We start from the raw sequence: 12,512 nt of genomic DNA on the forward strand, positions 1-12,512 counted from the left end.
GCATGGCGTGCAGCGTCGGGCGTGTTCAGCGGCGAATCACGCAGCACCGCCGGCACCGACAGCCGCCCGCTGTTCGCCAGGCGGCGTGCGAACGGACAGTCCTTCGCGAGTTCCAGCGTCGCATCGCGGAACAGACGCGAGGCCGCGCTCTTGGGCGTGATGAAGTCGGTGGCGCGGGTCGAGTTGAGGATGTTCTCGTCGGCGGCGTACTCGCGCTCGGATGCGTAGGTATCGAGCAAGGTGTGCGGTGCATCGCCGTTCAGGACGAGCGCGAGCTTCCACGCAAGATTGTCCGCATCCTGCACGCCGCTGTTCGCGCCGCGGGCACCGAACGGCGATACGCCATGCGCCGCATCGCCCGCGAAGATCACGCGGCCATGCCTGAAATGCTCCATCCTCAAGCAGGAGAACGTGTAGACGCTGACCCACTCGAGTTCGAATTCGGCGTCTTCGCCCAGCAGCGCTTGCACCCTGGGAATGACGCGCTCCGGCGCTTTCTCCGCTACCGGATCCGCGTCCCAGCCCAGCTGGAAATCGATGCGCCAGACGTCGTCTGGTTGACGGTGCAGCAGCACCGACTGGTTGCGATGAAACGGCGGATCGAACCAGAACCAGCGCTCAGTGGGGAACGGCGCTTTCATTTTCACATCGGCGATCAGGAAGCGATCCTTGAACGTGCGCCCCTGGCTGTCGAGGTTCAGTGCATGACGCATTGCGCTGCGCGAACCGTCCGCCGCGACCACGTATTGAGCCTTCAGACGGTAAGCGCCATCCGGTGTGTCGATGTGCAGTTCGACATGATCGTCATGCTGAGTCACGCCCGTCACGCTGCTCTTCCAGCGCAGCTCCAGCTTGTCCAGCTGCATCGCGCGTTCGGCGAGAAAGCCTTCGACGTAGTACTGCTGCAGGTTGATGAAGGCCGGCCGTGCATGACCGGTTTCGGGCAACAGGTTGAAGGTGTAGACCAGGTCTTCATGCAGGAACACTTTGCCGACATTCCAGCTCACGCCCTTCTCCATTATCCGGTCGCCACAGCCCAGGCGGTCGAAGATTTCCAGCGTGCGCTTCGCGAAGCAGATAGCGCGCGAGCCTGTCGAGACGGTGTCGTCGTTGTCGATCAGCACGGTGCGTATGCCCTGCTGGGCGAGATCGACTGCCGTCGCCAGGCCGACCGGACCGGCGCCCACCACGACCACCGGATAGGGCATGGGCGCGGGCGCATCGTGATCGGGCGCGCGCTGGTATTCAAAACGCAAAGTGCCGTAATTCGTGGGCATTGAGATCGTCTCCATCGGCGGACCTGAGGCCTCTTCGCACTGTCAAGCAAGCTATCGTCGATTCATTATTGTAGAACTGGTTTTATATTATTGAATTTGCGTTTACCCGGACGTAATTTGGCGGTGTTGGGCTCCCGCTTACATTCATTTACATCCTCGAACGACGGGTTCGTCTTCGCCGAACGTTCAACAGAAACTCCGGCCACACGCTGGCCGGATCCGTCGCATGAACCAAGGGAGATAAAAATGAAGACGAAAGCTTCGATATTGCTGGCCGGTGCAATCGCGTCGGGTGTGTTGCTCTCGGGCTGCGTGGTCGAACCGGCGCGGCCGCCCGAGCCCGCGCCGGTAGCCGAAGTCATGCCGCCGCCGCCGGCTCAGGGATACCGATGGGTGAAGGGGCATTACCGCTGGGAAGGCAACCATTGGCAGTGGGTGCCGGGACACTGGCGTCCGGTCTGAGGCGGGTTGCCTTGGTTGCGTTCTGTAGCCTTCAGGCGGCGACGTAGCCCAGCATCTTCGACACGCGTTGCGCACAGTCGCGCAGCGCGTGGGCGAGGTCGCCGTCCCATGCGCCGTCGAACGAGCCGCTCGGCCCGATTGCCGTGATCGCGAGCACGATATGACGGGCATGATCGAACACCGGCGCGCTCATTGCGCTGATGCCGGCGACGGGTTCATCGAGGGCCCGCGCGATGCCGCGGTCGCGTACTTCAGTGAGCATCGCGTCGATCTGCCCGCGCGTGTAGTCGCGCCGCCGTGTACCGATCTGCAAGACTCCGGCACGCTCGATGGCCACCAGCGCCTCCACGGTCGAGGGCGGCAGCCAGGCGGCGAACACGCGGCCGGTGGCGGTCTGCAACAGCGACATCACAGTGCCGGTGCGCATGGTCACATGAATGGGCACGCTGGCCTGCTGGATATGGACGATCGTCGGTCCATAGCTGCCGGCGGTGGCGAGCGCGACCGTATGTTCAACAGGCGGCCGCAGGTTTGCCACTTCGGCGATCGCGACGCGCACCGGATCGACGCGCTGCAGGCTGATCAGTCCCATCTGCAACGCGAACGGTCCCAGCTCATAACGGCCGGTGGCGGGATCCTGCTGGATCAGGCCGAGATTGCCGTACGACACAAGATAGGGATGTGCCTTCGCCGAAGACATGCCCGCCTTTTTCGCGAGATCGCCCAGCAACATGGGCCCGCCATGATCCACCAGCGCACGCAACAGCGCGCCGCCTACTTCAATCGATTGAATCCCGCGGCGCACTCCGCTCATGCCCGTCCTCGTTCACCTGGTCGAGATGCGCGCGATGATAACCGCAGGCGCCGCAGCGTCAAGCACGCTCACGACTTCGGTCCGAGGCGTGCGATCAGTTCGCGGTGGTTCGGGTAGCGGGCTTCGAGCGCGCCGGCCTCGGCCAGTTCGAACTCGCTGAACTCGAAACCCGGTGCCACGGTACAGCCGACGAGCGCCGCACCGTCCGTACCGCGGCATTCGGCCGCAAACCAGTCGCCGGCTGTAACCACGGCCTGGAACGCCGCGGCCGGATGCATCACCGCATTGCCGAGACGATGCGTGGTCAGCGCACCGTGAGCATCGAGCACGTGGACATCGACAGGATCGCCCGCGTAGAAATGCCAGACTTCGTCGGAACGAATGCGATGCCACGCGGAGTGCGCGCCATCGCAGAGCAGGAAGTAGATGGCGGTGGACGCTGAGCGCGGTTGCGTTTCTCGTTCGCGCGTCACGTTGCCGGGCGCGCGATAGGTCTCGCGGAAATAGCCGCCCTCGGGATGAGGCGCGAGTTGAAGACGCTGAATCCATTCGCGCGGGTCGATGCGTTGGTGCTGCATGGTGGTTCCTTTGTCCTTGCGTTTTGCGTTTTGCGTTTTGCCAGTGCGGTCGTGGTTCGCGTATTCTGCATGCAATCGACCGTATCGTTCGAGTCCTCTCTTTGGTCACTTCCTTCAACTGACGCCACCATGACCCTGTCCTCATCGCTGCTGAACGCCCTCGCCCCGACCGGCACACTGCGTGCGTCGATCAATCTCGGCAATCCGATCCTCGCGCATCGCACGGAGGGCAGCGAGCCGGGCGGCGTGTCCGTCGACATCGCGCGCGAACTCGCATCGCGCCTCGGCGTGCCTGCTTCGTTCACGTCGTTCGACCGGGCGGCGGAGTCCGTCGAGGCCGTCACGAACGAAGCCGCCGACATCGGCTTCTTCGCTATCGATCCGCTGCGCGGCGCGGGCATTGCGTTCACGGCGGCCTATGTGTTGATCGAAGGCTGCTATCTGGTGCGTGAGGAGTCGCCGATCACACGCAACGAAGAGGTGGACCGCGAAGGCAACCGGATCCTGGTCGGCAAGGCCAGCGCCTACGACTTGTTCCTCACACGCGAGATCAAGCATGCGCAGCTGGTGCGCACGGCGTTGTCGCAGACAGTGGTCGAAGAGTTCCTGCGCGATGATCTCGAAGTGGCAGCGGGCGTCAAGCAACAACTGCAGGCCGATGCCGCCCGCCACCCAGGCGTGCGTCTGCTGGACGGCCGCTTCATGGTGATCCAGCAGGCGATGGGGCTGCCCAAGAGCCACGGCGAGGAAGCCGCGACCTATCTGCGCGGCTTCGTGGAAGAAATCAAGCGTTCGGGATTCGTTGCTGCCGCGCTGGAACGGCACGGCATAAGGGGCGCGTCGGTGGCGCCGGGCGCCTGAACGCGTTTCTGCGCGAGCCGCTCATGCAAGCAGACGATCCGGGGAAGATCACGCTCGCCGTGACCGACTGGATCGACGCCACGTTCGAAGAGGACGTCTCCGGCGGACTTGCGGCATTCAATCGCACGCAGCTTGGACCGAGTCGGTATCGCGATCTCGCGGTGTCGGTGTATCGCGGCGACGATTTCATCGGCGGTCTCGCGGGCTACACCGCGTGGGACTGGCTCTTTGTGAAATGGCTATGGATTCGCGATGACGCGCGCGGCCTGGGCTGCGGGACGCGCGCGCTCCAGGCCGCTGAAAGCGAGGCACTGAAGCGCGGCTGCCGGGCCGCCTGGCTCGACACGATCAATCCCGCGGCGCGCGCGTTATACGCACGCTGCGGTTATGAACCGTTTGGCGAGATCGCCGATTTTCATGCGGGGCAGCCGCGGTACTTTCTGCAGAAGCGGTTTGAGGGCGAAAGCGGAGAGTGAGGGGAAGTTGACTTAGACACCGTGGGAGATCACCGCTTGCCCGCCCCTCGGTGTGCACCCGGCGTTTTGCATTACGCATGCATAACGCAAACTGGCAATTTGCGTTTTGAATTGCAAATGCCGAATGCCTTTCTGGCGCTGGGCGCAGCGCATTAGGCATTAGGCAATAGGCAATAGGCACGCACAACGCCACCCCGCCCTTTGCACTTCACATCCCCAACCCCACCCGGAATTTTGCGTTTTGCATTGCGCACGCATAACTCCATTTGGCATTCTGCATCACCCATCCAACCCGAGCCGTTCAGCCACCCGCGCCACGATCGCGCTCCGGGCCGCCAACGACGGCGCAGAACGCTCGCGCACGCGCTCCAGCACTGAAGCGGGCGCGAGCGTCGGATCGCCGGCGTCGAACGGCGGAGCCGGCGCGTATTCCAGTTGCAATTGAATAGCCTGGGCCTCGCTCTCGCCGACCAGTTCGGCCACGAGCGTCAGCGCGAAATCGATACCCGCCGTGACACCGCCGCCCGTGAACAGGTTGCCGTCGCGCACCACGCGCGCCTGCACCGGAACGGCGCCCAACTCCGCCAGCAACGCGTGATAGGCCCAGTGCGTCGTCGCGCGTTTGCCGCGCAACAACCCTGCCGCACCGAGCACGAGCGAGCCCGTGCAAACCGAGGTCACGTAGCGCGCGTTCGCCGCCTGGCTCCGGATGAAGGCGAGCGTCGCCTCGTCTTCCATCAGGTCGCCGACGCCGGCCCCGCCCGGAATGCAGATCACGTCGAGCGGAGGGCAGTCGTCGAACGTGGTGTCGGGCGTCAGGATCATCCCCGCACTCGACTTTACGGGCTCGCGCGTCTTCGCGACGAGGTGAACCTTGGCGTCGGCGAGCTGTGCGAACACGTCGTACGGGCCGGTCATGTCGAGTTGCTGCACGCGGGGAAACAGCAGCAGGCCAATGTTGAGCGTCATCGTCATCTCCTTGCGATTGAGCCGTCGAGCATCGAATAAGTCGATGGTATGCTTCCTCACACTGGCGGAAATGACACATTCCCCACTTTTCACGCCAGACTGACGCTCGGCCTTTGGTTTATCGAATCCAAAATGCATCAAACCACGCCCCGCCCCGTCGACATCCTCGCGTTTCCGAACGTCCAGTTGCTGGATGTCGCCGGGCCGCTCCAGGTTTTCGCCACCGCGAACGATCTCGCCCGGACAGCCGGCCTGCCGTTGCCCTATCTGCCTCGCGTGATCGCCCGGGAGGGCACCGTGAGCGCATCAGCGGGGCTCGGACTGGTCGCCTGCCCGCTTCCGGCAGCGGATCAGGTCTGCGACACATTGATCGTCGCGGGCGGCTGGGGCGTGCATGAGGCGGCGCGTGACCCGCAACTGGTCGAGTGGGTGCGAAGCCGCTCCGTGCATGCGCGCCGCACGGCTTCCGTGTGTACTGGCGCGTTTCTGCTGGCCGCAGCCGGCTTGCTCGACGCGCGCCGCGCCGTCACGCACTGGACGCGCTGCGCGGAGCTCGCCGCGCGCTTTCCTGCGGTGCGCGTAGAAGCCGATCCGATCTTCATCCGTGACGGCGACATCTGGACCTCCGCGGGCATCACGGCCGGCATCGACCTGGCGCTTGCGCTGGTCGAAGACGATCTCGGACGGGCGCCGGCGCACGACGTTGCCCGCCATCTGGTCGTGTTCCTCAAGCGGCCCGGCGGACAGGCGCAATTCAGCACCGCACTGTCCCTCCAGCATGCCGGCGAGCGCTTTGGCGAACTGCACGCCTGGATCGCCGAACATCTCGGGTCCGACCTCAGCGTCAGCGTGCTCGCGGAACGCATGGGCATGAGCGAGCGCAGCTTCGTCCGCCACTACCGCGCCCAGACCGGCATGACGCCGGCGCGCGCCATCGAACGCATGCGGCTCGAAGCGGCGCGCCGCTTGCTGAGTGATACGCGCCTGTCCGTCAAGCGCGTCGCCGCCCATTGCGGCTTCGGCTCGGAAGAGACCATGAGGCGCGGTTTTTTGCGTGCAATCGGGGTACCGCCGCAAACGTATCGGGACAGATTTACCGGCTCCGAGGTCACGCCCGTTGAGCATCTGTAACGGATTCCTGTCCCGCGGCTTTTTTTGCTCTGCCTACTCAAGCCTGTATGCTCGATGCCGTTAGCACTAAAAGTACGTTTGCTTGATACGCGCGCCCTGAGCGCGGCGCGCAGGCACATGTCACTGAACGAGAACCGCCCGTCGCGGGCGGCAACAGGGCCTGGAGCGCCAATGACCGTGTTACCCGCGTACGACGTGCAGGAAGGTTGCGCGAGCGCCTTCGCCGCAGCCACCGCAACGGCAATGGAACAAAACAATTTGGCAAGCGCCGCGCCGTCGATCGAATACCTGCTGCGTCATTTCGCTGCGTCGGGCTGCCCGCAGCAATGGGCGTGGTATCGCGCGGGTGAGCAACTGCATCTCGAGCGGCGCGGAGACGCCTCTTTACCCAACGGCCAACTCTGGCCGCACAGCATCGCCGAAGACTCTCTCGCTGAATGGTGCGCGACACACGGCTGGCACGCATGGCCCACCGGACGAGGCGAAAGCACACTCGGTTGGCTGCTTGCCCCGGCTGTACAACGTGATGACCCGCGTCTCGCCGAACTCGCCCGCACGCTCGGCGAACGTGTCCAGGCCGATGTGCTCGCCCGCGCCCAGCTTACCCAGCGCGTGCTCTATGACATCGCCAATCTGGCAAGCTCGGTACCCGAGCGCGCCGACTTCCTGCGCGGCGTGCATGAACGGCTCGCCACCCTGATCGACGCCGAGAACTTCTATCTCGCGCTCTACGACCGCAAGACCGGCAAGATCACCTATCCGTACTACGTCGACGTGATCGACACCGATGTGGTCGCCGCCGAGAACTACGACATCCTGAATCCGGCGCGCCTGTCGATGACCGGGCAGGTGTTGACCAGCGCCCAGCCCTTGTTCATCACCAACGAGGACATCTGCACGGCGGAACGCGAAGGCCGCTTCTACTGCATCGGCGACCGCCCCGAGTTCTGGATGGGCGCGCCGCTCAAGAATGCATCCGATGAAGTCTTCGGCATGCTGGCGATGCAGGTCTACGACGTCTCGCGCATCTATACCGCCGAAGACCGCGCGCTGTTCCTCGTTGTCGCACGGCACGTCGCCATGGCGCTCGACCGGATCCTGCATCGCGCCGATCTCGAAGAGCAGGTCGCGCGACGCACCTCCGAACTCTCCAAGCTCAACGCCGCGCTGCGTCATGGCATCGCGGAGCGCGAGCGGTCCGAGCACTTGCAGGCGGCGCTCTATCAGATCGCGGAACTGTCGAGCCGGCCAGGCGACACGATGGAGTTCTTTCGCAGCCTGCACGGCATCGTCGGCGAACTGCTCTATGCCCGCAACTTCTACATCGCCCTGTTCGAAACCGATACGGGCGAGGTGTCGTTTCCCTATTACGTCGATGAAATCGTGCAGGAGCGCCCTGCTCCGCGACGCGGGCAGCGTGGCCTGACCGAGTACGTGATCCGCGAGCGGCGTGCGCGCCTGATCGATCATCAGGAGGCGTTGCGGCTCATCGAAGATGGCGCGTTCGAGATCGAGCACAGCGAAGTGCGGCTGCGCTCGTGGCTCGGCATTCCCCTCTTCGACGGCGACGTCGTGCGCGGCGTGCTGGCCGTGCAAAGCTATTCGCCGCTCGTGCGTTATTCGCTGCGCGATCAGGAACTGCTCACGTTCGTTTCGCGCCATATCGACACCGCGCTCTCGCGTCGTCGCGATGCCGAAGCGCTGCACGCCGCCAACCTCGAACTGGAAGCGCGCGTGCAGGCACGCACGCGTGAGCTCGACGACGTCAACGCGCGCCTGCTCTACGAGAACTCGCACGATTCATTGACGGGCCTGCCGAACCGCAGCCATCTGATGCACAAGCTGCGTTTTGCGTGGACCGAGTACCTGAGCCACGCCAATGACCTCTCGGTGATGTTCATCGACCTGGACCGCTTCAAGGTCGTGAACGACAGCCTGGGCCATCACTTCGGCGACATGCTGCTGGTGCAGGCCGCGGCCCGTTTGCGCGATTGCCTGCGCCCCGGCGATCTGCTCGCGCGACTGGGCGGCGACGAGTTCGCCGTGCTCTCGCCGGACGCGCCGGTACGCGAAGCCGTCGCGATCGCCAAGCGCATTCTCGCCGCATTCGACCTGCCGTTTCACATTGAAGAGCATGTGGTGTTTTCGTCGTGCAGCATCGGTATCGTGAGTGCCGACAGCGAGTTCCACACCGAGCCCGCTGACCTGCTGCGCGACGCCGATACCGCGATGTACCGCGTCAAGAACGCAGGCCGCGACAGCTTCGTCGTGTTCAATCAGGAGCTGCGCCGGCAGGTATCGGATCAAGTGGAACGTGAAGGCGCGCTGCGCAACGCGATCAAGCGCGATGACGAATTGCTGCCTTATTTCCAGCCTATCGTCGATGTGAAGAGCGGCGAGGTGGTCGCGCTGGAAGCTTTGATCCGCTGGCAGCAGCCGGACGGCCGTATCGTCGCGCCGGGGGAATTCCTGCCGTCGGTGGAAGGGCTGAGGCTGATCGGACGGCTCGATCTCTACATGCTCGAACGCGTCGCAGCCATTCTCTCCCATGCAAGCTTCGCGCACTGGCCGCCGGTGCATGTGAACTGTTCCAGCTACAGCATGACGCGTCCGGAATTCGCCGACGACGTCCTTGCGCTGCTGCGGCGCTATCGCGTATCGCCGTCGCGCGTATGTCTCGAACTGACGGAAGGCGCGCTCGTTGCCGAGCCGGATCTCGCACGACGCACCATGCAGCGGCTTGCGGACAACGGCATGTCCGTCGTGCTGGATGACTTCGGCGCGGGCTTCTCGTCGCTGAGCTATGTCCACCAGTATCAGTTCACCGGGCTCAAGATCGACAAGTCGTTCATTCTTGAACTGACTGAAAGTCCGCGTAGCCGCGCGATAGTTCGCGCCATCGTGCGCATGGCCGAATCGCTCGATCTCACGCTTGTCGCCGAAGGCGTGGAAGACGCGGCGACACTCGCCGTACTGCGCGACATGGGCGCCGCGCAGGCCCAGGGCTACTTCTTCGACAAGCCCATGCCCCTTCAGGCGCTCACACGTGCATCGCTCGCGCCGCGCGCAACGAACGTCAGCGCCACGCTTTAAGGCATGCCGCCCAGCGACGGCGAAATGATGCTGCCCGGTTCACCCTGCGGTGCGCCGCTCGCTTCATGCGCTGCGCGTGTTTTCAAGGGCGCATGATTCGTTGCGCACGTCTCGACTGAATCGTTCACCAGGCACTGCTGGAAAGCGTCGGCCTTGATCTTTGCATCGAACGAGTAGATGGTGTCCTCCACCTTGACCTCGGTGTCCGAGAGGCGCTCTGCTGTAATGGTCATGTTGTCGCTTCCTTATCACGGTTAATTCCCTGTTTCGACAAGCATCAAGCGCTCCTGCAACACAGGAACGACCGTTGCTGCGAAAAAGAAGTTATTGGCAGATGAACTTGGAGGCGAACCATGGCACAACATCCGGCACATGCGCAGAATCATCGGCATCCCGATGAACCGCGCCCCGACGAAATCGAGCAAGCCCTGAGAGGCGCGGTCTATCCACTGGGCAAGGAAAAACTGCTCGCGCTTGCGAAAAGCAATGGCGCCGACGGTGAAGTCATGGCCGTGCTCAACCGGATGAACGAGCGCAATTTCGACAGTGCGGACGCTGTGTTGCGCGAAGCTACGCGCGTCGAGTGATTTCACGGACTGCATTGAGGAAACCGTAATGGCAGAAAATCATCCGCATGAAGCGCCGCGCGCACCGGGCGGCAATAATCTGAGCAATATCGACAAGCAAGATGTAGACAGGGTAATCCCGAAGCCCGGCGAAGCACTCGAAAAGAATCCTGACAAAACAGACACAGTGCCTGACGATGATGGAAACCCGCCTCGTCCTCTATAAAAAATTTAAATGGACGCTTGGGCAAATTCCAATCGTTTCAGTATCGAAGTCGGGTTAGCATCAAAAGTGCGTCGATCTGGGGTGCGCGGCTATGCACGGCGCCTGGCAACAGTGGAACCGCGCAATGGCCCCGGCAACCGCCAGGCCAGACCAATTGCACAAGGAGGCTCTATGAAGTGGGAAACGCCGAGTTTCACCGATATGCGCTTCGGCTTTGAAATCACGATGTACATCGCCACGCGTTAAGTCGGAGCCTGAATGACAAGACGGCCACGTAAGTGGCCGTTTTGCTTTGATGCCGTCGAGACGACGGACTTATTTACGCGGTATGGACTCAGTATGCCGCTCAGCGGACTCAGGCTTCGCGGCGGGCTCAGGATCCATCCCGCCATGGCCCGCGATTTCCGGTTGATTGCCGGACCCATAAGGCACCTCCGCCGTCTGATGCGGATGTTGATCCAGGCGCCTGTTCTCGGGCTCGATCTCCGCCGCGTTGGGATGTGGTGCGGAAGTCGGCTGCTGATGCCGTTTCTCTTCGCTCTCGCTCATCTTCAGTCCCCTTTCGAAGGTGCATTGATGAGAAACACAGCAACCCGCGTTCCCATACGAACGAATACCACCGAAGCAAGCCTCAAACCGCCTGCGTCGACAACGCCGAACCAATCACCTCATTCGAAACAGCATCCACCGCCTGTTTCACGATGCCGACGATCTCGTCCACCTCGTCGCGCGTCGTCACGAGCGGCGGCGCAAAGCCGAGAATGTCGCCATGCGGCATCGCCCGTGCAATCACGCCACGCTCGAGCGCCGCAGCCGACACCTTCGGTCCCACCTTCAGGCCCGCATCGAAAGGCTTGCGGCCATCCTTGTCGGCCATGAACTCCAGCGCTGCCAGCATGCCCGCGCCGCGCACTTCGCCGACCAGCGGATGCGCATCGAACGCGGCGTGCAGTTGCTGCTGAAGATACGCGCCGACATCGGCGGCATTCTGCGTGAGGTTCTCGCGCTGCAGGATGTCCAGGTTGGCAATCGCGGCGGCGGCGCAGATCGGATGTCCCGAATAGGTCCAGCCGTGACCCATCGGGCCGAATTCGCGCGATCCCTTCTCGATCACGTCCCACACTTTCTCGCCGACGATCACGCCCGACAGCGGCGCATACGCGCTCGTCAGTCCCTTCGCGACCGTGATCAGATCCGGCTTGATGCCGAAGTGCTGCGCGCCCATCTTCGAGCCCAGGCGTCCAAAGCCGCACACGACTTCATCGGAGATCAACAGGATGTCGTGCTTGCGCAGCACGTCCTGAATGGCTTCCCAATAGCCTTGCGGCGGCGCGATGATGCCGCCCGTGCCCATCACCGGTTCGGCGATGAAGGCGGCGATGGTGTCCGCGCCCTCCTTCGCAATCAGCTTTTCGAGTTCCTCGACGCAGTACGCCGTGAACTGCGCTTCGCTCATGCCGGCGGGCGCCTTGCGATACCAGTGCGGACAGACCGTGTGCTTGACCCGCTCGATGGGCAGGTCGAAGTTCTGATGAAAGCTCGCGAGACCCGTCAGGCTCCCGGTCACGATGCCGGAGCCGTGATAACCGCGCTCGCGTGAGATGATCTTCTTCTTGTTCGGACGCCCGAGCACATTGTTGTAGTACCAGACGATCTTGATCTGCGTTTCGTTGGCGTCCGATCCGGACATGCCGTAATACACCTTCTTCATGCCCTCAGGCGACCAGTCGATGATGCGCGACGACAGTTCGATGATCGTATCGGTCGAGTGACCGACATAGGTGTGGTAATACGCGAGCTGCTTCGCCTGCTCATAGATGGCCTCGGCCACCTCCGTGCGGCCATAGCCGATGTTCACGCAATAGAGACCTGCGAACGCATCGATATAGCTTTTTCCCTGATGATCCTGGATGCGAACGCCCTTCGCGCCCGTGACGATCTTGCCGGGCAGCGCGCCGCTCGCGTGATCGTGCGCATGCGTGGACGGGTGCATGAAGTGGGCGCGGTCTTCCGCGAACAGCTGGTCGAGCGATTGATTCTGTTGGGTCATGTCCTTCTC

14 protein-coding genes are annotated in these 12,512 nt (G+C 63.1%); 8 read left to right on the forward strand and 6 right to left on the reverse strand.

The annotated features are described in order from the left end of the window. Positions 1-1,277 (reverse strand): FAD-dependent oxidoreductase (locus QCE83_RS32050; RefSeq protein ID WP_309820489.1); only part of this gene is annotated, 1,277 nt, incomplete at its 3' end. 246 nt (positions 1,278-1,523) lie between these two features. On the opposite strand from QCE83_RS32050, the gene QCE83_RS32055 reads away from it, so the two are divergent. Then, positions 1,524-1,739 carry a YXWGXW repeat-containing protein gene (locus QCE83_RS32055; RefSeq protein ID WP_309820490.1) on the forward strand — a complete coding sequence of 72 codons (216 nt, stop codon included), beginning with the start codon at positions 1,524-1,526 and terminating at the stop codon, positions 1,737-1,739. A gap of 31 nt (positions 1,740-1,770) precedes the next feature. On the opposite strand, the gene QCE83_RS32060 is transcribed toward QCE83_RS32055, so the two are convergent. Both QCE83_RS32060 and QCE83_RS32065 read right to left on the reverse strand, forming a co-directional pair. Next, positions 1,771-2,553, reverse strand: coding sequence for an IclR family transcriptional regulator (locus QCE83_RS32060; RefSeq protein WP_309820492.1), 783 nt, complete (start codon positions 2,551-2,553; stop codon positions 1,771-1,773). Positions 2,554-2,621: 68 nt separating this feature from the next. Beyond that, positions 2,622-3,131: a cupin domain-containing protein gene (locus QCE83_RS32065; protein WP_309820495.1), complete on the reverse strand. Its 510-nt coding sequence runs from the start codon at positions 3,129-3,131 to the stop codon at positions 2,622-2,624. A 129-nt stretch (positions 3,132-3,260) separates the two neighbouring features. Here QCE83_RS32065 and QCE83_RS32070 point away from each other — a divergent pair, with 129 nt between their 5' ends. Then, entirely contained in the window at positions 3,261-3,992 is a 732-nt protein-coding gene (locus QCE83_RS32070; protein WP_309820497.1) for an ABC transporter substrate-binding protein, read from the forward strand. Positions 3,993-4,015: 23 nt separating this feature from the next. Then, on the forward strand, positions 4,016-4,468 hold the full coding sequence (locus QCE83_RS32075; protein WP_309820500.1) for a GNAT family N-acetyltransferase: 453 nt from the start codon (positions 4,016-4,018) through the stop codon (positions 4,466-4,468). A gap of 279 nt (positions 4,469-4,747) precedes the next feature. Here the strand turns inward: QCE83_RS32075 and QCE83_RS32080 are convergent, their stop codons facing one another. Then, a complete protein-coding gene (locus QCE83_RS32080) occupies positions 4,748-5,437 on the reverse strand; it encodes a DJ-1/PfpI family protein (RefSeq protein WP_309820502.1) in 690 nt (229 codons plus the stop codon). Between the two features lie 132 nt (positions 5,438-5,569). On the opposite strand from QCE83_RS32080, the gene QCE83_RS32085 reads away from it, so the two are divergent. Continuing rightward, positions 5,570-6,568: a helix-turn-helix domain-containing protein gene (locus QCE83_RS32085; protein ID WP_309820504.1), complete on the forward strand. Its 999-nt coding sequence runs from the start codon at positions 5,570-5,572 to the stop codon at positions 6,566-6,568. Positions 6,569-6,739: 171 nt separating this feature from the next. Then, positions 6,740-9,661, forward strand: coding sequence for an EAL domain-containing protein (locus tag QCE83_RS32090; protein WP_309820506.1), 2,922 nt, complete (start codon positions 6,740-6,742; stop codon positions 9,659-9,661). Here the strand turns inward: QCE83_RS32090 and QCE83_RS32095 are convergent. Then, on the reverse strand, positions 9,658-9,894 hold the full coding sequence (locus tag QCE83_RS32095) for a hypothetical protein (protein ID WP_309820509.1): 237 nt from the start codon (positions 9,892-9,894) through the stop codon (positions 9,658-9,660). The genes QCE83_RS32090 and QCE83_RS32095 overlap by 4 nt on opposite strands. 120 nt (positions 9,895-10,014) lie before the next feature. On the opposite strand from QCE83_RS32095, the gene QCE83_RS32100 reads away from it, so the two are divergent. The 3 genes from QCE83_RS32100 to pqqA all read left to right on the forward strand — a co-directional run bounded on the left by QCE83_RS32100 (position 10,015) and on the right by pqqA (position 10,699). Further along, a complete protein-coding gene (locus tag QCE83_RS32100; RefSeq protein ID WP_309820512.1) occupies positions 10,015-10,248 on the forward strand; it encodes a DUF2795 domain-containing protein in 234 nt (77 codons plus the stop codon). A gap of 28 nt (positions 10,249-10,276) precedes the next feature. Then, on the forward strand, positions 10,277-10,453 hold the full coding sequence (locus tag QCE83_RS32105) for a hypothetical protein (RefSeq protein WP_309820514.1): 177 nt from the start codon (positions 10,277-10,279) through the stop codon (positions 10,451-10,453). Between the two features lie 171 nt (positions 10,454-10,624). Continuing rightward, positions 10,625-10,699 carry a pyrroloquinoline quinone precursor peptide PqqA gene (pqqA, locus tag QCE83_RS32110; protein WP_008353049.1) on the forward strand — a complete coding sequence of 25 codons (75 nt, stop codon included), beginning with the start codon at positions 10,625-10,627 and terminating at the stop codon, positions 10,697-10,699. 385 nt (positions 10,700-11,084) lie between these two features. On the opposite strand, the gene QCE83_RS32115 is transcribed toward pqqA, so the two are convergent. Further along, on the reverse strand, positions 11,085-12,503 hold the full coding sequence (locus tag QCE83_RS32115; RefSeq protein WP_309820517.1) for an aspartate aminotransferase family protein: 1,419 nt from the start codon (positions 12,501-12,503) through the stop codon (positions 11,085-11,087). Between the last annotated feature and the right edge of the window lie 9 nt (positions 12,504-12,512).

The sequence above is a fragment of the Caballeronia sp. LZ034LL genome (assembly GCF_031451215.1).
In the GTDB taxonomy this organism is placed as follows: Bacteria; Pseudomonadota; Gammaproteobacteria; order Burkholderiales; family Burkholderiaceae; genus Caballeronia.

Coding starts and splice junctions, on each gene's coding strand:
- QCE83_RS32115 (WP_309820517.1), bottom strand. CDS start 12,503: ATGACCCAACAGAATCAATCGCTCGACCAGCTGTTCGCGGAAGACCGC.
- QCE83_RS32105 (WP_309820514.1), top strand. CDS start 10,277: ATGGCAGAAAATCATCCGCATGAAGCGCCGCGCGCACCGGGCGGCAAT.
- QCE83_RS32055 (WP_309820490.1), top strand. CDS start 1,524: ATGAAGACGAAAGCTTCGATATTGCTGGCCGGTGCAATCGCGTCGGGT.
- QCE83_RS32100 (WP_309820512.1), top strand. CDS start 10,015: ATGGCACAACATCCGGCACATGCGCAGAATCATCGGCATCCCGATGAA.
- QCE83_RS32065 (WP_309820495.1), bottom strand. CDS start 3,131: ATGCAGCACCAACGCATCGACCCGCGCGAATGGATTCAGCGTCTTCAA.
- QCE83_RS32075 (WP_309820500.1), top strand. CDS start 4,016: ATGCAAGCAGACGATCCGGGGAAGATCACGCTCGCCGTGACCGACTGG.
- QCE83_RS32060 (WP_309820492.1), bottom strand. CDS start 2,553: ATGAGCGGAGTGCGCCGCGGGATTCAATCGATTGAAGTAGGCGGCGCG.
- QCE83_RS32070 (WP_309820497.1), top strand. CDS start 3,261: ATGACCCTGTCCTCATCGCTGCTGAACGCCCTCGCCCCGACCGGCACA.
- QCE83_RS32085 (WP_309820504.1), top strand. CDS start 5,570: ATGCATCAAACCACGCCCCGCCCCGTCGACATCCTCGCGTTTCCGAAC.
- QCE83_RS32095 (WP_309820509.1), bottom strand. CDS start 9,894: ATGACCATTACAGCAGAGCGCCTCTCGGACACCGAGGTCAAGGTGGAG.
- QCE83_RS32080 (WP_309820502.1), bottom strand. CDS start 5,437: ATGACGCTCAACATTGGCCTGCTGCTGTTTCCCCGCGTGCAGCAACTC.
- QCE83_RS32090 (WP_309820506.1), top strand. CDS start 6,740: ATGACCGTGTTACCCGCGTACGACGTGCAGGAAGGTTGCGCGAGCGCC.